This is a genomic window from Oceanobacillus sojae (genome assembly GCF_900162665.1).
In the GTDB taxonomy this organism is placed as follows: Bacteria; Bacillota; Bacilli; order Bacillales; family Amphibacillaceae; genus Oceanobacillus; species Oceanobacillus sojae_A.
Genome location: NZ_LT727813.1, coordinates 229,959 through 249,130 on the forward strand (window position 1 = coordinate 229,959; position 19,172 = coordinate 249,130).

A 19,172-nucleotide genomic window follows, 5' to 3' on the forward strand; every position below is an offset into this window, starting at 1 on the left:
ACTATTTGATTACCTCCTTTTTACCAGGTGTTTGCAGCTGTGTCATTTTTCCATATAAGCTTTCTAAATGAGCAAACTCCTTCTTATCATAAAAAGAGCATTTATTTTCACCAAAAAGCTTTGCCACTTCTATAACAAATCTGACTGCCTGTTCTACATCGATTAAGTGGGTAGCTCCAGTACCACATCCAGCAACTGCTGTTTCCGTTGTGATCGCAATTCCAACAACCGGACTCGATGTAGCAACTGCTGGCTGAAGAATACTATTCACATGATAGACGCCATTACCATATGGAGTGATGTCCTGCGTAGTAATCGGCATGGTTACTGGAAGAATTCCGGCAGACTGGGTATAAATATGTAACAAATCATCGCTTACCTTTAGAATATAGCCTTCCTTTATAGTAGGTGTCAGGGCAAATCCGCGATGATTTGTAATCATATTACCTTTGGTAGTATCTATTGATAGAATTCCATCCATTTCTTTTGCAACTTCATGCTTGTTCATCGTTAAAATATCCACCGGCGAATTCATAAATGGAACGGGATCGTGCGGCAAGGTTGGAGCTGTTGGACAAATATGTGTAGTTAAAATAATATCTCCATTTAAAATATCACCCTTATTTTGCATATCCAGCAATTTAGCAGCCGCCGAAATACAGGATAGTGCACCATCGCCATCGGAAACAAATCCTTTTAGCTCAGGACGTGCCCCAATTCCTCCGAGCCTACCAATAATCCCTAAAGTTGGTGCATTACCTCCTTTTAATTTACCGTTTTCTCCAGGGATGGTTATTTTAACAAAATCAGTAGAGCCTTCATCCCCTTCTACTGTTTTTACTTCTACCTGGCTATCACCGTTTACTTTCCATAAAAATTCTTTCACATCTTCTCCTGTAACATTTAAACTATCCATTAATTCATACACTTCCATAACATATTTTAATGACATTTTAGTTCCTCCTCTTTTTTCTTTGTTGGTATAGCTTCCAATGGATTATTTTCCAATTCTAATAAATGGCAGGATGATTGATGACCATTGCCGACATCAATTAATTTTGGAGATTTTATTTTACAAATTTCCATTGCAAATGGACATCTTTCATGAAAATGACAACCAGATGGCGGATTAATAGGACTTGGAACAGAACCGCTCAAAATAATTCTTTCTTTCACTTCATTCGGGCTCTCTTTCGGAATAGAGGATAAAAGTGCCCTTGTATAAGGGTGCTTGGAATCTTCATAAATTTCTTTATAAGTCCCCATCTCAACAATTTTTCCTAAATACATGACTGCAATCCGGTCACACATATAGCGAACTACATTAAGATCGTGTGAAATAAAAATATAAGTCAGGTTAAAATCTTTTTGTAATTTCTTTAAAAGATTAATAACTTGTGCTTGAACGGATACATCTAACGCTGAAACCGGCTCATCGCAAATAATGACATCCGGGTTCAGTGCAAGTGCCCGGGCAATATTTATCCTTTGTCTTTGACCTCCTGAAAACTCATGCGGGTATCTCCCTGAATGAGAACCTCTCAGTCCGACAACTTCTAATAATTCTTTCACACGTTCTTTTCGGGAAGTTTTATTTCCAATTTTATGAATAACCAACGGCTCTGCAATTAACTCTCCGACTGTTTTTCTTGGGTCTAATGACGCGAATGGATCTTGAAACACCATCTGAATCGTTTTTCTGAAAACTCTTAATCGCTCTTTATTCATATCCACTAAGTTTTCTCCATTCAGCTCTACAGTACCTTTTGTCGGTGCGATCAGTTGGTTAACTAATCGGGCCATTGTTGATTTCCCACATCCCGATTCACCAACAACACCGAGTGTCTCTCCCTGAAATACATCAAAGCTGACTCCATCTACAGCTTTTACACTTTGATCGGACTTTTTAAAAGGGATCGGACTATCAAGATGAAAGTGTTTGGTTAAATTTCTAACTTTTAATATTGCTTCTGTCATCGACCTTCTCCTCCTTTCTATCTAATCGATGTTCCTTCGTCTGAAAATGACAGGCTGTAAAATGTCCTTCCGCTGCTTCTATCATTTCAGGTGTCTTTTTCAAACATATTTCCTCTGCAAATGGACACCTTGCCGCAAAAGGACATCCAGAAATGTCTAAGCTTAAATCTGGAGGACTCCCGGGGATAGTGCTTAATTCTTCCTCGCTGGATACACTTTCTGTAATCTGTGAATCTAATAACCCCCATGTATAAGGGTGCAATGGATTATCATAGATTTCTTGAACAGTTCCTGACTCAACTACATTCCCTGCGTACATAACAAGCACTTTGTCGCAGGTTTCCCAAATCACCCCAAGGTCATGTGTAATCATGATGATAGAAGTATCAATAGAATGCTGTAAATCCTTCATTAAATTTAAAATTTGCGCTTGCACCGTTACATCCAATGCCGTTGTAGGCTCATCGGCAATTAATAGTTTAGGATTACAAGCTAAAGCAATTGCAATCATTACTCGTTGCCGCATTCCTCCCGAAAATTCATGCGGGTACATGCTGAATCTTTTTCTTGCTTCAGGTATGCCAACTAATTCAAGCATATGGACAGCTTTTTCTTTTGCTTCTTTTCTATTCAGATGCTGGTGCGTTTTTATCGATTCTACAATTTGATTTCCAACTGTATAAACTGGGTTTAAGCTTGTAGAAGGATCCTGAAAAATCATTGAAATCTCATTTCCGCGTATCTTTCTCATTGCCTTATCAGACAGCTTCAGCAGATCCTTATCTTCAAAAATTATTTTACCGCCTGTTATTTTTCCTGGAGGATCCGGAATGAGCCGCAGCAATGAAGTTGCTGTTACGCTTTTTCCAGATCCGGATTCACCGACTATTCCAATATTTTCTTTTCTGTTTAATGAAAAACTGACTCCGTTCACAGCCTTTGTTAAAGTTGAGCCTGAACGAAACTGAACCTCTAAGTTTTCCACGGTTAGCAGCATATCTGACATTCAAGTATCCTCCCTTAGTTATACTTTCATTTTAGGATCCAGAGCATCACGTAAACCATCGCCAAATAAATTAATGCTAAGAACGGTTATTAAAATTGACAGGCCTGAAAAGGTGGCCATGTTTGGATTTAATACAAGAAAATCTTTTCCATCCTTCAATATGCTTCCCCACGAAGCTGTCGGCGGCTGCACTCCTAACCCCAGAAAGCTTAAAGCTGCTTCAGAAATAATGGCACCGGCAACGCTCATGGTGGCATAAACAATAATTGGGGCGAGGCTATTTGGTAATACATGCTGAAAAATAATTCTTCTATGTTTAGCTCCTAATGACCGGGTAACTTCTATAAATTCTGATTCTTTCACCCCTAGCACTTGACCACGTACAACCCTTGCAAACCCTGGTACATTCGCAATTCCTATCGCTATAATGACATTGATGAGGCCTTGTCCCAAAACTGTCATTAATGTAATTGCCAGCAGGATAAATGGAAAAGCAAATAATCCATCCATAAATCGCATAATAACAGAGTCTAATTTCCCGCCAAAGTATCCGGCCACTACTCCTAATAAAGACCCAATTACTGCCCCAAATAAAACGGCAGCAATTCCAACAATCAAAGAAATTCTGGAACCATAAACAATTCTGCTGAATATATCTCTCCCAAAGTTATCCGTTCCTAATAAATATCCCTGCTCACCCACACCAAGAAGTGCTTTCGTTACATCCATTGTATTTGGATTATGTGTGGCTATTAACGGTGCAAAAATAGCAGTAATGATTAATAGAAAAATAACGATTAACCCAAACGCAGCAAGTCTATTTTTAATTAGTTTTCTAAATAAAGATTGTTCTTTTTTCCTTTTGTCTTCCATTGTTTTAACAATCTCTTCTTCAGCTTGTATTGAGGTCATTATTTTGTACCTCCTTTATTTGTAGAGTAGCTAATTTTCGGATTGACAACTTTATATAAAATATCTACAACTAAATTGACAATTACAAAAATTAAAGCAATAAATAGTACGGTGCTCTGCACTACTACAAAATCTCTTTTTTCGATGGCATCAATGATTAGAAGCCCCATCCCCGGCCAACTGAATATCGTTTCCGTCAATACAGCTCCTCCAAGTAACGAGGAAATTTGCAGACCTAATACTGTCAACAGAGGGTTAAATGCATTCTTAAAGGCATGCTTAAAAATAACAATAAATTCACTGATTCCTTTCGAACGTGCAGTTTTAATATAATCCTGTGTAATTACCTCCAGCATGCTTGATCGTGTTATCCGTGCAAATGTTGCCGTCGGTATGGTGGCAAGCGTAATACTTGGCAGGATTAAATGCTTTAGATAGCTGATAAATCCGTCTGCCATGGACCCCATCCCGGTTGCAGGAAACCAGCCTAAATTGACACTAAAATATAGAACAAGCATGACCCCCAGCCAAAAAATTGGCATGGATACTCCGATTAAAGAGATAGTAGTAATGGAATAATCGATAAGAGAATTTTGCTTTGAAGCAGAAATTATCCCAGCCGGAACGCCTATCATAAAAGCAATGATTAATGCACTTACCGCTAAAATAACTGTATTGGGGAACCGATTGATAATTAAGTCTGTAATTGGCTGGTTATAAGATAGTGAAACCCCAAAATCTCCTTTCAATAAATTCCCAATGTACTGCATAAATTGAATATGAATTGGTTCATTTAATCCTAAAGCTTCAGTTAGCGCCTCAACATCTTCTCTGCTCGCCTGCGGTCCAAGCATAACGGAAGCGGGGTCTCCAGGAATCATTCTCGTAATTAAAAATACGATAATGGCTACAACAAATAATGTTGGAATCATATTTATCAGTCTGCTGAAAATGTACTTTCCCAATTTTTATCCCTCCAATTTTATTCATTATGTGAATCAATGGTTTGGTATATGAATTAAAAAACAGTTTAGCACTTGAAAATATATTTGTAAATATAAATTTGTCAAATTAATTTATTTAATTAGAATTTACAAAAAACTATTTACATTATATTACTAGTTATGCTAGATTTATTATTAATTCTTTATTCGAATTACTGATTCACATTATGAATCAAATAAACCAAAAAGGAGAGAAAAAATGAAATTGCTCAATTTAAAGTCGTTGCTTTTAGTCTTTGGGTTTATATGTATCCTTTTTACTTTAGGAGCTTGTTCCTCTAATGGGGATGCAGACTCTTCAAAAAATGGCAATGCCGAAGATGAGTCAGGGGAACCGGTAGACGGAGGAACCTTAAACATCGGACTTTCTTCCAATCCTAATACATTAGACCCTGTACGCTATACAGGTGTTTATGAATCTCAAATTATGAGATCAATTGGAGATACACTTATCGTTTATAATAAAGATTTTAGTGATTTTGAACCGTCCATCGCTACAGAATGGGAAACCTCAGAAGATTTGAAATCATACACCTTCAAGTTAAGAGACGATGTCTATTTTCAACCTGGGGAATATCAAGATGGCAGACAGATGACAGCTGAGGATGTGAAATACAGCCTTGAACGATCAGCTAATGAATCTGTTATGAACAGGTTGACTGGAGTAGATAGTGTAGAAGTAAATGATGAATTTGAAATAACCATTCACCTGACAGAACCAAATGCCGCATTACTCGCTATGTTGACAGATAAAGGAAATATTATTGTTCCGAAAGAAGAAGTGGAAGGCTGGGGAGAGCAATTTGGTTCTCATTTAGTGGGCACCGGGCCATTTCAATTGAAAGATTGGCAAACAGATCAGAAAGTTGATCTGGAAAGACACGATAATTATTGGGGAGAAAAACCGCACCTTGATAGTGTTGTTTATACCATCATTTCAGACCCTAATATGATGACAAACGCGCTCCGATCAGGTGATATTGATATTGCTACAGATATTAAAGGACAAAGCAGAGAAGTTATTGAGCAGGATCCAGAACTCGAACTACTTTCTGAGCCAGGCTTGTCAATTACTTATCTTGATCTGAATAACCAGAAAGGGCCGACTGCTGATCCAAAAGTCCGGGAAGCAATCTACAAGGCTACAAATGTAGAAGAGCTTGTTTCCGGAGCAAATCAATATGGAGGTGCTTCAGTTTCCTACGCACCTATCCCTCAAGAATCATGGGGATATACAGAAGAACTGGAGCAATACAAACCGGAATATAATCCTGAAGAAGCGAAAGAAATTTTAGCTGAAACCGAATATGCAGATGGATTTAGTACAGAAATCTATGTTGGTGAAGCCCGTGTTCCAACTGCTACTATTTTCCAGAATCAAATGAAAGAAAATTTAAATATAGATGTAGAAATTAAAGTAGTTGAATGGGGAACACTTAGTGACACAGTTTCCAAGAATAATGCTCCTATGTCTATTGGCGGCTGGTCCTGGTATCCAGACCCGTACTTCTTCCTGAATCAGCTGTTCCATTCTGATCAAATCGGCTCGTTAGGTAATGGAAGAGGATATTCTAATGAAGAAGTAGACAAGTTATTGAATCAGGCACTTACAGAAAGTGTCGATCAGGGTGAAAGAGCAGAGCTCTATCAAGAAGCAATAAAAATTATCATGGGAGACTATTCCCGAATTGAAATTGACAATCAAGATTCAACTGCAGCTATCAGCCCTAAAGTGAAAGGCTTTGAAATATCTGCTGACATGTCCATTAATGTAGTAAGTCCAAATGGCGCAAATGTTTGGCTGGAGGAATAATATTCAAGAATAAAATTACAAAAGAAAAGTAGAGTTTATTTCTCTGCTTTTCTTTCGTATAGTGTGTGTTCAAAAAGGCTGATAAATAGGACCAAGAAGCTCATCAACGAAGAAATTCGCCGTGTCATCTTTATTGGACTTTTTGAACATCCTCTTATATAAAACTTTGAAAGCAGGTGTAAAAAATGACCCAAACAGCTATTACAAATATTAATACTTATTCCTCTGAATCAGGCAGTTTTTCCAAAAAGACACTCATTATAAAAGATGAGAAAATCGATGCTATTTTGCCTGGAAACCATATTCCTAACCATACTACTGTTATTAATGGCTCCGATTTGTTTCTGACTCCCGGTTTTATTGATACTTGTTCGCAAATTGGATTGACAGAAAAAGGAATTCGCTGGGAGGGTAACGACAGCACAGAGCCAGATGAAATTAAAAGCGAAAAACTGCATGTATTGGATGGTATTTATCCATTCGATAAAGCCTTTAACGATGCTGTTTCTTCTGGTGTTACAGCTGCTCACATTGTTTCTTCAGCAGAAAGTATTGTCGGAGCACGCACTGCTGTCATTCATACCAATGGTCCTACCGTTGAAGATATGGTTCTCCATAAAAAACTGGGGTATTCCTATTCCATGGGAGATGTCCCCAAGAAGACATTTTGGGAACGGACCCGTACTCCCTTAACCCGCATGGGGATTGCTCATAAAATCCGGCGATCTTTAACTGATTTACAAAAAGAAAAGAACCTTAAAGAGGAACTCTTATTTATTCGCTGTCATCGCGCAGATGACATTGCCACTGCCTATAGAATTGCAGAGGAATTTGGCATAGATTTTGTATTTATCCATGCTACGGAATACAGAAAATTAAGAAATCCGATATTAAACTATCCTAAAACAATTGTTGCAGGTCCTTATTTTCAGCCAATTGAAAGGGCAGAGCTAAAAACTCTGGATCCGGCTGACTACTATTTCTTCCATAAACAAGCAATAAACTATACATTTTCTACAGACCACCCTACTAATTCTGTAACCCATCTGCAATTAGAGGGCTCTCTTGCTGTAAAAAATGGTGTCCCGGAACAGCAGGTATTAAACGCTTTAACAAAAGATGCTGCCAAACTATTAAATATCGAGCACAAAACTGGTGATATTCAGAAAGGTTTATTTGCTGACCTTGTTTTATGGAATGGGCATCCTTTAAGTCTGACTTCAAGAGCAGTTCGTACGTTTATAAAAGGAAAAGAAGTTTACAGGGAGGGAGAAAAAAATGCTTCATATATTTAAAAACGCAACAATTTATACAATGAATGAAAAGAATACCATATTAGAGCACGCAGATTTATGGATTAAGAATGGAAAAATTATTAAAGTTGGAGTGAACACAGACATCCCTGAAGAAGCAACGGTAAGAGATTTGGATGGCCTACCAATTACTCCTGGATTAATTGATATTCATACACATGTTGGAATTTGGGGAGAAATTAATGAACGAATCAATGATGCCAATGAATACTCTGAGCCCTATACCCCCATGATGTCTGCAATAGATGGCATTGATATTAATCATTTTTCATTTGATCTGGCAAGAAAAGGAGGCGTAACTACTGTTCAAACAGGGGCTGGCAGTGCTAATCCTATTGGCGGTGTATGGACCATTTTAAAAACAGGCGGAAATTACCTGGAGGAAATGCTAGTTACAAGGAAAAGCGGGCTTAAAGGAGCTCTTGGAGAAAATCCTAAAAATACATTTGGTCAGAATTATCATAAAAAGCCGTATACCAGAATGTCAATTGCCAATATCATTCGTGAAGGGTTTGAAAAAGCAAGTCAACTGACAAACGAAGAAAAAAAAGAAGCATTAAATAACTATTCAGAGTTATCGCCATTTATAGAAGTACTCGATCATCAAATGCCATTGCATTTGCATGCCCACCGGGCCGATGATATTGCTACAGCTATTCGAATAGCTAAGGAATTTAATATTCAATTATCACTGGAGCATTGCACCGAAGGACACTTCATGCTGGAAGCTATTAAGAAAAGCGGTGCAAAAGTTACGCTAGGCCCATTTATGCTGCCTGCAACTAAATATGAAACCAGAAACCTTACTCCAGCAGCTCCCAAATTATTTCATGAAGCAGGAATACCCTTTGCAATTATGACAGATCATCCTTTCATTCCGATTAATTACTTAATTATATGTGCTGCAGAAGCAGTCAAATATGGTTTAGATGAGACGGCTGCGTTAAGAAGCATCACTATCGAAGCAGCAAAATTAACTGGAATAGCGCATCGCGTCGGCTCACTGGAGGAACAAAAAGATGCAGATTTTGTTATATGGTCTCACCATCCGTTCCATACCTATGCCAATGTTTTAGAAACATATATCAACGGGGAAAACTATTACTCTAAGGAGACGGAAAAATCATGTATCCAACCATAGGCGTTATTACTATCGGGCAAACCCCAAGGGTGGATATGATCCCGGCTATGCAAAATATTTTCCCCGATAATACAGCTATCGTGGAAAGAGGTGTACTTGATAATAAAACAGAAAAAGAAATATTAAATTTATCTCCAAATGAAAATCAGACTGTTTTAGTTTCTCGTTTATCGAATGGAGATAAAGCAGTTATTGCCAAGGAAAAAATACTTCCTTTTATACAAGATTTAATTAATGAATTAAATCTGTCAGATACAACAATGATATTATTGGCTTGTACTGGTCAATTCCCTAAGTTCATCAGTAATGTTCCTTTAATTTATCCTGATTATCTGTTAAACCATGTAGTAAAAGGAGTCATCCAGGAGGGAATAATCGGAGTGGTTATCCCCCTTCCAGAACAAAAGAACTCCATCATCAAAAAATGGGAAACAATAGGATTAACAGCTATTCCAAAAGCTTGTTCTCCTTATAATTTTAATAAGTCAGAGTTAATCAAAGCAGCAGATGAATTGGAAAAACTGCCAATAAAGGCTATTGTACTTGATTGTATGGGTTATACAGAAGAAATGAAATCTATTGTTCAAGAAAATACCAATAAGATGGTTTTCTTGGCAAGAAACGTTATCTATCAAACGATGGCTGAATTGTCTTCATTTCAAAGTGAATAAACTAGTTTTTTTTAGTGGGAGTTGATTGATTTTCTCCCACTTATTCAATACAGAATTTCATAAATTTGGTTGTACAGCCCCTGACTGAAATAAATTTAGTTTATAGGCTCAGCTCACTACTACTCCTTTAATTCCCTTTCCCCTTTATATTATATTTTGCAGCTTTCCCTTCAAAATACAGATAACTATCTTTGTTTACTAAAATCCGTTAAAGAATCTATTACCTTCAATCCGTCTCTCTCTTCATCATGACCATGCGGCTGAATATAAACTGCATCCATGCCCAATGACAGTGCCGGAGCGATTTCATTAATAAAGTTATCCCCGACTGATACCCCCTCAGCCGGTTCAATTTCATACTGTTCAATCAGGTGCTCCATCCATTTCTTTGTGTATGCAGGTTTTTTCGCTGAGGTAATCATATGGTCAAAGATATTTGTTAAATCAAGTTCATTTAATAAACGTGTTACATCCTCCCGATCGCTGTTCGTCAACAATACAATCTGTGTTTTTTCTTTTAATTGCAATAAATAAGTGCGTAGGCCTTCCAGCTTCTCTATTGTAAAATCATCTGATACCATGAATTCTTTTGTTGCCAAATAACTGCTGTAGTTTTCTTCCACCCCATAATGCTTTGCACTGGCAAAAGGCAGCCACCAGCCATCTCCAATAGCAACCAAATGATTGAAATCAAATTGCTGCGGCCCGGGATAGTATTCTTGCGTCTCAGTCTCAGACAATTTTTCACCATTCCAGCGATATGCTGCGGAGACCTCAAAGGTTAAAGAATCTATAGTTAAAACCAAATCACGGGCAGCATCATACACCTTCCCAATAGAAACAAGGTGCTTTCCTGCCTTCATCGCTTCATACTCGCGCAAATAGTCGGCCTGATAGGCAGGCGCTACTTTTTCTTGCAGCAGCTTAGCATAATAATCAAAATGCTCTGTTCCTTCATATAGTGTGCCATCTAAATCGAAGATAACCAGCTTATAATCTTTTAACATTATATACGTCCCCCAATCCCTTTCATCATAGCATATGTTACATATCCGGAAGAGTAAAAATAATCTTTTAAATTACAAATAATTCCGCATTTTGATAAAATTCATCAAAATTCTGTAGATTTCTTCTATCCCAATCACTTATAATAAATATGAAATGAAATAAATTCACCGGGAGGGAAATAGATTGTTCAAAAAAGGAATATTCTTATTTTTCACATTAATTTTGGCAGTTATGCTGGCCGCATGCGGCTCTGATTCAGGTGATGGGGATGACACGCTTATCTTAGGATTTGTTCCTTCAACCGATTCTGACAAGATTGCAGACAATATCGAGCCAATGGTAGAACGTCTGGAGGAAGAGCTTGACCGTGATGTGGAAGGCCGTGTAATGACAAATTTCAGCGGACTCGTAGAAGCTTTAGGCAATGACCAGGTTCATATTGGTTTTATTCCCGCTTTTGGTTATGTTCAGGCAACTGACCGCTACGATCAAGTAGAAGTTTTTGCAAAATCTATCCGTGACGGAGAATCATCTTATCGTGCTCAATATACTGTCCGTGCAGATTCAGATATTGACAGTTTAGAAGATTTGGAGGGTAAAATCTGGGCATTTGCTGACCAGGGATCTACATCCGCATATTTATTCCCGGCAGCACAGCTTATGGATGACTACGGTGTAGAAGATTTAGAGACATACTTCAGCAATCAAATCCAGACCGGCTCGCATGATGCGGCCCTGGTTACTGTCCTGGAGGGAGATGCAGACTTTGCAACAACATTCGAGGATGCACGTACAAACATAGTAGAGGATTATCCGGAAGCAATGGACGACCTCGTACCATTAGATTTCACTGAACCAATTCCTAATGACACAATCAGTGCAAATACAAATCTGTTAAGCGAAGAAGAAGTAGAACAGATCAAAGAAATTTTCATGGGCTTTAATGACGATGAAGAAATGATTAACGTAATGGATGAAGTGTATAACTGGACTGGCCTTGATGAAGCGACAGATGAAGAATATGATATCGTCCGCGATGTTTATAGTAAATTCCAGGATCAGTTTGATGAGTAAACCATACTGTAGTCAAAATGAAGATTAAGGTATTCCTGTCTGATTCTAAGAGGAATGAAAAATCTTCCTCTTAGAATCTATAGGACACACTTTATCTCCGCAGATTCCTGCTAATCCTTAAACAAAAAAGGAGATTTCCATTATGATAGAGTTTAAAGATGTTTCCCTTGTTTATCCGAATGGAACGCAAGGTTTGAAAAATATCAATATCCAAATCAATCCCGGTGAATTTGTCGTTGTTGTCGGATTATCCGGTGCCGGGAAATCAACATTGATCCGCAGTATAAATCGGCTGGTGAAGCCTACTGGCGGAGAACTGCTGATTGATAATGAGAATATTTTAAAATACGGCTCACGGGACCTTCGTAAACTGCGGACAAAAGTCGGTATGATCTTTCAAAATTATAATCTCGTGAAGCGCTCCTCCGTAATGAAAAATGTTATTTCCGGCCGCTTAGGTCATACAGGAACACTGAAAAGCTTGTTTAACCTTTACCCAAAAGAAGACCAGGCACTGGCTTACCGCAGTTTACAGCGGGTAAATATAGCTGATAAATTATATCAGCGTTCTGATCAATTAAGCGGTGGTCAACAGCAGAGGGTTGCCATAGCCCGTGTGCTTACCCAGCAGCCAAATATTATTCTTGCGGATGAACCGGTTGCATCACTCGATCCGCCGACATCCCATCAGGTAATGACCTACTTGCGGAAAGTAAATAAAGAAGACAATATCACTACCATTGTCAATCTGCATTTTATTGATATGGCAATGGAATATGCGGACCGAATTATCGGGATGAGAGCAGGTGAAGTCGTGTATGACGGGCCTGTCAGTGATGTAAATGAAGCAACATTCGAAGAGATTTACGGAAGAAAAATTCGTGATGAGGACCGGGTAGGAGGTTCTGATGATGAGTAAAACAAATCAACCAACATTGCAGGGCATATCATCCAATAAAACGAAATTACGGATATCTGCTATTTTCATCATCATTGTTGGTTTTTATCTTTTTACTTCGATAAAAACAGAATCTTCTCTTCTTGATTTATGGAGTGGGAAAAATGGTTTTATTAATATTGCCAAAAGCCTGTTTCCACCACATTGGAGCTATGCATCAACTGTGATGCCGCAGTTGATCGAAACCTTACATATGGCAATTATTGCAACAACAGTCGCTGCCCTGATCAGTATTCCAATCAGTTTATTATCGGCTGCTAATCTTTTTCCAAATCCATTTATCCATCTGCCGGTGCGTTTTATTATGAACGTGTTACGTACTATCCCGGATATATTACTTGCATTGATCTTCGTGGGCATCTTTGGCGTTGGTGTCTTTCCGGGGATTATGGCGTTAATTATTTTCTCTTTAGGATTACTCGCTAAGTTATTGTACGAAACCATTGAATCCATTGATATGAATCCAATTGAGGCAATACGTGCTTCAGGCGGAAATACAATGCAGGTTATCGCATATGCAGTCATACCGCAAGTACTCCCTCAATTTGTTTCGTTTGGACTGTATGTATTTGAAGTAAACGTCCGCGCTTCCCTTGTGCTTGGTTTTGTAGGAGCGGGCGGTATCGGTCTTCTGTTAAACCAGCAGGTGAGCTGGGCCAACTATCCAAACGTAATGACAATTATTATTATTATCTTTATATCCGTTGTGATTATTGATTACATCAGTAACAAAATAAGGGAGCGACTAATATGACAGAATTTACGTTACCTCCTAAACAGAAGAAAACACCTTGGCAAAAGATGAGACCTTATGTTATTGGCATCATTCTTCTCGCCATCTATATCTGGACGTTTACAAGTATTGAAATCCGCTGGAGCCGTGTTTTCAGCCAGCATACTATTGAAAGTTTAACACGTGTTATACCTCAGCTGTTTTCCCCCGACTGGTCTGCCTTCGGGAAAGTAATGGGGCTTATGTGGGAGACCTTGCTGATGGCTTATACAGGTACTCTGATGGCAGCAATATTAGCTATTCCTTTTGGCTTCTTTGCTGCACGTAATATGGTAAAAAACAAGTTTTTAAACACAGCCTCTAAATGGGCATTGAATGCTATTCGTGCTTTTCCGGAGCTTGTTTTAGCTTTAATGTTCGTAGCAGCAGTAGGCCCGAGACCTTTTGCCGGGGTTATTGCTATCGCAATCGGCTCCATCGGGATGCTCGGTAAACTTTATAGTGAGGTTATTGAATCCATCGATATGAATGTAGTTGAAGCATTGGAGGCAAATGGGGCAAATAAGATTCAGGTATTGTTTTATGGAATTATCCCACAAATTATTCCTGAATTTTTATCCTATGCAATTTACCGGTTTGAAATTGACGTCCGCGCCTCCACCATTTTAGGTATTATCGGCGCCGGAGGTATTGGAACCCTGATTACCATAGCAACAACAAACCGGAACTGGTCTGAAGTTGGATTAATTTTACTGGTTATTATTGTTGTCGTTACGCTGATTGATATTATTAGTGCGCAGATCAGGAAGCGGCTCGTTTAGTTTCAAAATGCTTTATAAAAAAGTAAATTTAGATTCCATGTAAGGTTTTGATCTGACATGGAATCTTATTTTTATTAATAGAATTGCCAAAAAAGCTTCTCATTTTACTTTTTTAATTACTCCATTCAGCGCAACCTTAGAACTGGCATAATGTACTAATGGGGGTTCTCCGATAGTATTTTCCGGTAAAACTAAAGATTGTTTTTCTATATTTACCTCAGCATTTCTGATTTCCCATCGGTCATGCTGAATATCCCCGCGATATAACCTGCCATTTTTATAAGACCAGAAAATATACCGCTCCAGCAGCCAATAATCCAGACTCTGTTTTTCAGGATAGAAAGCATGTCCCACTGGAGAATAGCTTGTCTGAAATGCAGCAGACAACTTCCCTTTGCGGGTACTGTATATTCGATATGTGTTTGCATATTTTCTCATAACCATATCTGCATGAAGAAAAGGAGCGTTTACTATCCTCCCTCCCAAAGCAGCAGATAATTTATTTGTATCCATTGTAAAGAAAAAAACGCCCATTTCTCCTTTCCTCTTTATATAAGTTCTTACATTTATTTGCAGCATTGGGTGTATATAAGGAACCCTTGGTAAATAACGAAGGCGATTTTTACTGACTTTAAAAGAGACAATACTGATCCACGCCTGCCCATTATATGTGTCCAGTTCTACTTCTTTTGGAAGGTACATTTTTATAGTTTCAGGTGATATCGGATAATGAAGGAATAAGATGTGTTCCCATTTTTGGAGCAGCACCCAGGGAAAAGAGTTATTTAATTTTTGAGTTATTTTTTCACTCATCATTTGAAGCCTTTCCTTTATCAGTATTTTTATTTAGGCTTGCTTCTTTCCTAGTATTCCACGTTCTTTGAATTTTTAAAATAAGTTCTGAAGGAATAGAGCTAGTTATCATAAAAATAGTGCCCTCCCACTCAACAGCAGAAAGTCACTATTTTTCGTTTTCGATATTTTCTCACAATCTCCAGCTTTTATAATTAAAAGCTTTTTAGAAAGGTTATTTATCTTCAGCATTACTTAATGCCGCTTCACCTGCAATAATCCTTACATGCTCATGCTTTTTTAAAATGGATGCCGGGAAATCCTCAGACACTTCACCATTTAACCATTTTGCCGTTGCATCTGCTTTTGCTTCACCAGAAACGAGTAAAAGAATCCCTTTACTGCTTATAATTGTCTCAATTCCCTCAAATAGTCCTTGACATTCGTTATAAGTATCAGCCGATTTTAAAGCAAATCTTTGATTTCATTAGCAAATCGGCTTGTAATGTCTTTTGGCCTTGTAATCGCACCGCCAACAACGGTTGCATGCACTCCTAATCCAAAGGATTTCTTCAGCATATCTGGTGTTATAATATTTCCTTCAGCAATTACTGGTTTTTTCACTGCTTGCAATACTTCTTTTAGAAAGGCAAAATCTTGATCATATATTTTTTTACCTTTAGTATGCTTGGTATAGCCATGCAATGTCGTTCCAATGTAATCAAACCCCAGCTTTTCAGCTGTAATTGCTTCCTCAATAGTGGATATATCCGCCATTAGTTCAATATGCGGGGCGTGCTCTCTCACATAGTTAACTAATTCCTTCAATGATTCTTTCGGTCTTTCACTAATCGTCGCGTCCATCGCAATCACTTCACAGCCGCTTTCCATTAATTCGTCTACTTCTTTACTCGTTGCAGTAATATAGACATCTGATCCTTGATAGTTTCGTTTTACAATTCCAATAACAGGAAGAGAAACTTCTTTCTTTATCTCGATAATATCTTCTTTTGAATTAGCCCGTATTCCCTTTGCTCCACCTTGAGCAGCAGCCAGCGCCATCTTGCTCATGATAAAAGATGAATGAAGCGGTTCATCTTCCAGCGCTTGACACGATACGATCAAATTATTTGGTAATTTCAAAACGTTCAACTCCTATTATTATGTGTTCAAAAAGTCCGATAAATAGGACCAAGAAGTTCAAGGCGACGAATATTTTTCAAACGGAGCGTATGCTTTATAATACGTGAGTATTGAAAAATATTCGTCAACGCAGAAATTCGCCGAGTCTTCTTTATTGGACTTTTTGAACATCCTCTATTATTTCTCTAGTTCTTCTTCAATTTCATTCTTTATAACAGAAACCTGGGGACCGTAGATGACCTGTACTCCTTCACCCTTCACAATAACCCCTCTGCTGCCCGTTTCTTGCAGAGCTTCTTTATTTATCATTTCACCATCTTTAACCGTGACACGCAATCTTGTTGCACAATTATCGACATCAACAAGGTTCTCTCTTCCACCCAACGCTTGGATAATCGCAGTTGGCCGTTCTGCGCCAGATACCTGAGCTGTTTGAACCGTCGTATCATCTTCTGCTTTCTTGTCTTCGCGTCCAGGTGTTTTAAAATTAAACTTCTTAATTAAGAATGTGAACGTAAAGAAATATAAGAAGAACCAAATGATACCGATTGGGATAACGTACATCCAGTTAGTTAATGCTTCTCCTTGCAATACTCCAAACAATATGAAGTCAATAAATCCTCCAGAGAATGTTTGTCCAATCGTTATTTGGAAAATATGAGCCAGCATAAATGCCAAACCATCAAAAATCGCATGTACTACATAGAGTAATGGAGCAACAAACAAGAATGAGAATTCCAATGGCTCTGTGATTCCAGTTAAAAAAGAAGTTAATGCAGCTGACAGCATTAATCCACCGACAACCTTCTTATTTTCTGGCTTCGCGGTACGATAAATAGCATAAGCTGCACCTAATAAACCAAACATCATCGTAATAAATCGTCCAGACATAAAACGTGAGGTGCCTTCAAAGAATTTTGTCGTTTCCGGGTCACCTAACTGCGCAAAGAAGATGTTTTGTGTACCCTGTACTAATTGCCCGCCTATTTCTAAAGCTCCCCCAAGACCTGTTTGCCAGAAAGGAAGATAGAAAATATGATGTAGCCCGAACGGTCCTAACATACGTAAAATAAATCCATAGAAAAATGTCCCAATATACCCGGTTGCATTAACGATATCTCCAAAGCTGAAAATGACAGTTTGAATCATCGGCCATACATAATACATTATTGTTCCGAGTATAATTGCAGCAAAAGAAGTTACAATTGGTACAAATCGTGATCCGCCAAAGAATCCTAAGAATTGCGGCAACTCAATTTTATTAAACCGGTTATGCAATAAACCTGCCATAATCCCAACGATAATCCCGCCAAAAACGCCAGATTCTAATGTTTGAATTCCTAAGGTAACACCCTGCCCAACTGCGGAAAGATTATCTGCAGCCAAATTATCGGTAATCAGTAAAATAGCATTTATCGTTGCATTCATTACTAAGTAACCAATTAAAGCAGCTAAACCAGCTGTACCTTTATCTGACCTTGCCATTCCAATGGCTACGCCAACTGCAAATATCACTGGTAAATTCGCAAACACAATGTCCCCTGCAGAGCTCATTATCGTAAAAATCGCCTGGAGCAAGAATTGATCCAAGATTGGATACGCATTAATTGTATTTGGATTAGATAAAGCCCCCCCAATTCCTAAAAAAAGACCTGCAGCAGGAAGAATTGCAATAGGTAACATAAATGATTTTCCAAATTGCTGCGCCTTACCGAAAAACTTTTTCATATACTTAACCCCTAAAGAAAATTATTTTCACGATTATATTAACAAACGCTTTCATCTATGTCAATATATTATTTGATGGTATGATGAAATTAGTCAGCGTTTAGAAAGGAGAGAAATCCGTTGAATTTTGAGAATAGGATTCAAAAATACAATTCTTCATTGACAGATATTGATAAAAAAATAACCAAATATTTACTTGCCAATAAAACTTCCATTCGTGATAAAACCATTATTGAATTATCTGAAGCGATTCAGGTATCTCCAGCTAGTATAACCAGATTTTGCAAAAAAATTGATTTCAATACGTTTCAACAAATGAAATTTTCTTTGATTGGAGCCAGTACAGAAAATAAGAAAAGTGATCACACATTTGAAACAGTTTACAACTATTACCAAACAATTATTAAATCCACGCAGCAGTTTTTTAGCGAGGAACAGACAAATAGAATTGTAAAACTCATTTCAAGTAAAAATAAGGTGTTATTTTGCGGGATTGGCAACTCTGGATTGATTGCACATGAGTTCAACAGCAGAATATACCGAATGGGGATTTCCTCTGAATCTGTGACGGATGCACATGATTTATTAATGAAGAGCAGTCTGCTGCAAGAAAACGACTTAATCGTTTGTTTCTCTAATTCCGGTAAAACGAAGCCAGTTATCGACGCAGCAAAGATAGCAAAAAACAATAAAGCGACAGTGATCGTCGTAACGAATTTCGAACAAACTGTATTAACGAAGTTTGCTGACGAGGTTATTCTTATTTCAAGCTATAGATACATCGATGATCCTAATTTTATTAACTCTCAGTTACCCGGTCTCTTTTTGCTTGATCTACTAACATATAAATTGCTTAACAACGAAGAATTAATGCATGTACGGCAAAAAACATTAGATGCCATTAATAAATATAGTTAATAAAAATTTACACGGGAAAAAGATAATTTCCTGCAATAAAAAAATAACATCCGTTTATCCTTGAATGATCGGGGTAAATGAATGTTATTTTTTCGTTTTTAATTGTAAATATGCTAAACTGTTATTTCCTATTTAGACTATTTTTTGTTTCAGTCTTTCT

At 37.9% G+C, this 19,172-nt stretch carries 18 protein-coding genes; 9 read left to right on the plus strand and 9 right to left on the minus strand.

Annotation, left to right across the window (positions count from 1 at the left end):
- Position 1 precedes the first annotated feature (1 nt).
- From BN1068_RS18410 to BN1068_RS18430, 5 genes are read right to left on the minus strand one after another with little or no spacing between them, the layout of a single operon-like run.
- Positions 2-952 (minus strand): DUF1177 domain-containing protein, encoded by a 951-nt coding sequence (locus tag BN1068_RS18410; RefSeq protein ID WP_077604311.1) that lies wholly within the window; start codon positions 950-952, stop codon positions 2-4.
- Complete coding sequence (locus BN1068_RS18415; RefSeq protein WP_077604312.1) at positions 943-1,977, minus strand: ABC transporter ATP-binding protein; 1,035 nt, start codon at positions 1,975-1,977, stop codon at positions 943-945. Before BN1068_RS18415 ends, BN1068_RS18410 begins: the two co-directional genes overlap by 10 nt.
- Positions 1,952-2,983, minus strand: coding sequence for an ABC transporter ATP-binding protein (locus BN1068_RS18420; protein WP_077604313.1), 1,032 nt, complete (start codon positions 2,981-2,983; stop codon positions 1,952-1,954). The genes BN1068_RS18415 and BN1068_RS18420 overlap by 26 nt, the downstream gene beginning before the upstream one ends.
- An 18-nt stretch (positions 2,984-3,001) precedes the next feature.
- A complete protein-coding gene (locus BN1068_RS18425; protein ID WP_397334312.1) occupies positions 3,002-3,856 on the minus strand; it encodes an ABC transporter permease in 855 nt (284 codons plus the stop codon).
- A 38-nt stretch (positions 3,857-3,894) separates the two neighbouring features.
- Complete coding sequence (locus BN1068_RS18430) at positions 3,895-4,860, minus strand: ABC transporter permease (protein ID WP_077604315.1); 966 nt, start codon at positions 4,858-4,860, stop codon at positions 3,895-3,897.
- 238 nt (positions 4,861-5,098) lie between these two features.
- Between BN1068_RS18430 and BN1068_RS18435 the strand changes: the two genes are divergently transcribed.
- From BN1068_RS18435 to BN1068_RS18450, 4 genes are all read left to right on the plus strand, one after another.
- Positions 5,099-6,712, plus strand: coding sequence for an ABC transporter substrate-binding protein (locus tag BN1068_RS18435; RefSeq protein ID WP_077604316.1), 1,614 nt, complete (start codon positions 5,099-5,101; stop codon positions 6,710-6,712).
- A gap of 185 nt (positions 6,713-6,897) precedes the next feature.
- A complete protein-coding gene (locus BN1068_RS18440) occupies positions 6,898-8,007 on the plus strand; it encodes an amidohydrolase family protein (protein WP_077604317.1) in 1,110 nt (369 codons plus the stop codon).
- Positions 7,991-9,166 carry an amidohydrolase family protein gene (locus BN1068_RS18445; protein ID WP_077604318.1) on the plus strand — a complete coding sequence of 392 codons (1,176 nt, stop codon included), beginning with the start codon at positions 7,991-7,993 and terminating at the stop codon, positions 9,164-9,166. The genes BN1068_RS18440 and BN1068_RS18445 overlap by 17 nt, the downstream gene beginning before the upstream one ends.
- The gene (locus tag BN1068_RS18450; protein ID WP_077604319.1) at positions 9,151-9,837 is read left to right on the plus strand and encodes an AroM family protein; all 687 of its coding nucleotides are present in this window, start codon (positions 9,151-9,153) and stop codon (positions 9,835-9,837) included. Before BN1068_RS18445 ends, BN1068_RS18450 begins: the two co-directional genes overlap by 16 nt.
- 185 nt (positions 9,838-10,022) lie before the next feature.
- Here the strand turns inward: BN1068_RS18450 and BN1068_RS18455 are convergent, their stop codons facing one another.
- Complete coding sequence (locus BN1068_RS18455; RefSeq protein ID WP_139344887.1) at positions 10,023-10,844, minus strand: HAD family hydrolase; 822 nt, start codon at positions 10,842-10,844, stop codon at positions 10,023-10,025.
- 184 nt (positions 10,845-11,028) lie between these two features.
- On the opposite strand from BN1068_RS18455, the gene BN1068_RS18460 reads away from it, so the two are divergent.
- The 4 genes from BN1068_RS18460 (at position 11,029) to phnE (BN1068_RS18475) (ending at position 14,431) form a co-directional block, all read left to right on the plus strand.
- Positions 11,029-11,919 carry a phosphate/phosphite/phosphonate ABC transporter substrate-binding protein gene (locus BN1068_RS18460; RefSeq protein WP_077604321.1) on the plus strand — a complete coding sequence of 297 codons (891 nt, stop codon included), beginning with the start codon at positions 11,029-11,031 and terminating at the stop codon, positions 11,917-11,919.
- Positions 11,920-12,061: 142 nt separating this feature from the next.
- The gene (gene phnC / locus BN1068_RS18465; RefSeq protein WP_077604322.1) at positions 12,062-12,838 is read left to right on the plus strand and encodes a phosphonate ABC transporter ATP-binding protein; all 777 of its coding nucleotides are present in this window, start codon (positions 12,062-12,064) and stop codon (positions 12,836-12,838) included.
- On the plus strand, positions 12,831-13,631 hold the full coding sequence (gene phnE / locus BN1068_RS18470) for a phosphonate ABC transporter, permease protein PhnE (protein ID WP_077604323.1): 801 nt from the start codon (positions 12,831-12,833) through the stop codon (positions 13,629-13,631). Before phnC ends, phnE (BN1068_RS18470) begins: the two co-directional genes overlap by 8 nt.
- The gene (gene phnE / locus BN1068_RS18475; protein WP_077604324.1) at positions 13,628-14,431 is read left to right on the plus strand and encodes a phosphonate ABC transporter, permease protein PhnE; all 804 of its coding nucleotides are present in this window, start codon (positions 13,628-13,630) and stop codon (positions 14,429-14,431) included. Before phnE (BN1068_RS18470) ends, phnE (BN1068_RS18475) begins: the two co-directional genes overlap by 4 nt.
- Before the next feature lie 99 nt (positions 14,432-14,530).
- Here phnE (BN1068_RS18475) and BN1068_RS18480 read toward each other — a convergent pair whose 3' ends face one another.
- From BN1068_RS18480 to ptsG, 3 genes are all read right to left on the minus strand, one after another.
- Positions 14,531-15,247 carry a YqjF family protein gene (locus BN1068_RS18480; RefSeq protein WP_077604325.1) on the minus strand — a complete coding sequence of 239 codons (717 nt, stop codon included), beginning with the start codon at positions 15,245-15,247 and terminating at the stop codon, positions 14,531-14,533.
- A gap of 441 nt (positions 15,248-15,688) precedes the next feature.
- Positions 15,689-16,366, minus strand: a complete 678-nt coding sequence (locus BN1068_RS18485) for an N-acetylmannosamine-6-phosphate 2-epimerase (protein WP_077604326.1) — start codon at positions 16,364-16,366, stop codon at positions 15,689-15,691.
- A 177-nt stretch (positions 16,367-16,543) separates the two neighbouring features.
- Complete coding sequence (gene ptsG, locus BN1068_RS18490; RefSeq protein ID WP_077604327.1) at positions 16,544-18,094, minus strand: glucose-specific PTS transporter subunit IIBC; 1,551 nt, start codon at positions 18,092-18,094, stop codon at positions 16,544-16,546.
- A gap of 120 nt (positions 18,095-18,214) precedes the next feature.
- Between ptsG and BN1068_RS18495 the strand changes: the two genes are divergently transcribed.
- A complete protein-coding gene (locus BN1068_RS18495) occupies positions 18,215-19,012 on the plus strand; it encodes a MurR/RpiR family transcriptional regulator (protein ID WP_077604328.1) in 798 nt (265 codons plus the stop codon).
- Positions 19,013-19,172 lie beyond the last annotated feature (160 nt).

What these genes read in the sequence shown, in the direction of transcription:
- BN1068_RS18410 (WP_077604311.1), bottom strand. Translation starts at nt 952, where the DNA reads ATGTCATTAAAATATGTTATGGAAGTGTATGAATTAATGGATAGTTTA.
- BN1068_RS18415 (WP_077604312.1), bottom strand. Translation starts at nt 1,977, where the DNA reads ATGACAGAAGCAATATTAAAAGTTAGAAATTTAACCAAACACTTTCAT.
- BN1068_RS18420 (WP_077604313.1), bottom strand. Translation starts at nt 2,983, where the DNA reads ATGTCAGATATGCTGCTAACCGTGGAAAACTTAGAGGTTCAGTTTCGT.
- BN1068_RS18425 (WP_397334312.1), bottom strand. Translation starts at nt 3,856, where the DNA reads ATGGAAGACAAAAGGAAAAAAGAACAATCTTTATTTAGAAAACTAATT.
- BN1068_RS18435 (WP_077604316.1), top strand. Translation starts at nt 5,099, where the DNA reads ATGAAATTGCTCAATTTAAAGTCGTTGCTTTTAGTCTTTGGGTTTATA.
- BN1068_RS18440 (WP_077604317.1), top strand. Translation starts at nt 6,898, where the DNA reads ATGACCCAAACAGCTATTACAAATATTAATACTTATTCCTCTGAATCA.
- BN1068_RS18445 (WP_077604318.1), top strand. Translation starts at nt 7,991, where the DNA reads ATGCTTCATATATTTAAAAACGCAACAATTTATACAATGAATGAAAAG.
- BN1068_RS18450 (WP_077604319.1), top strand. Translation starts at nt 9,151, where the DNA reads ATGTATCCAACCATAGGCGTTATTACTATCGGGCAAACCCCAAGGGTG.
- BN1068_RS18455 (WP_139344887.1), bottom strand. Translation starts at nt 10,844, where the DNA reads ATGTTAAAAGATTATAAGCTGGTTATCTTCGATTTAGATGGCACACTA.
- phnC (WP_077604322.1), top strand. Translation starts at nt 12,062, where the DNA reads ATGATAGAGTTTAAAGATGTTTCCCTTGTTTATCCGAATGGAACGCAA.
- phnE (WP_077604323.1), top strand. Translation starts at nt 12,831, where the DNA reads ATGAGTAAAACAAATCAACCAACATTGCAGGGCATATCATCCAATAAA.
- phnE (WP_077604324.1), top strand. Translation starts at nt 13,628, where the DNA reads ATGACAGAATTTACGTTACCTCCTAAACAGAAGAAAACACCTTGGCAA.
- BN1068_RS18480 (WP_077604325.1), bottom strand. Translation starts at nt 15,247, where the DNA reads ATGATGAGTGAAAAAATAACTCAAAAATTAAATAACTCTTTTCCCTGG.
- ptsG (WP_077604327.1), bottom strand. Translation starts at nt 18,094, where the DNA reads ATGAAAAAGTTTTTCGGTAAGGCGCAGCAATTTGGAAAATCATTTATG.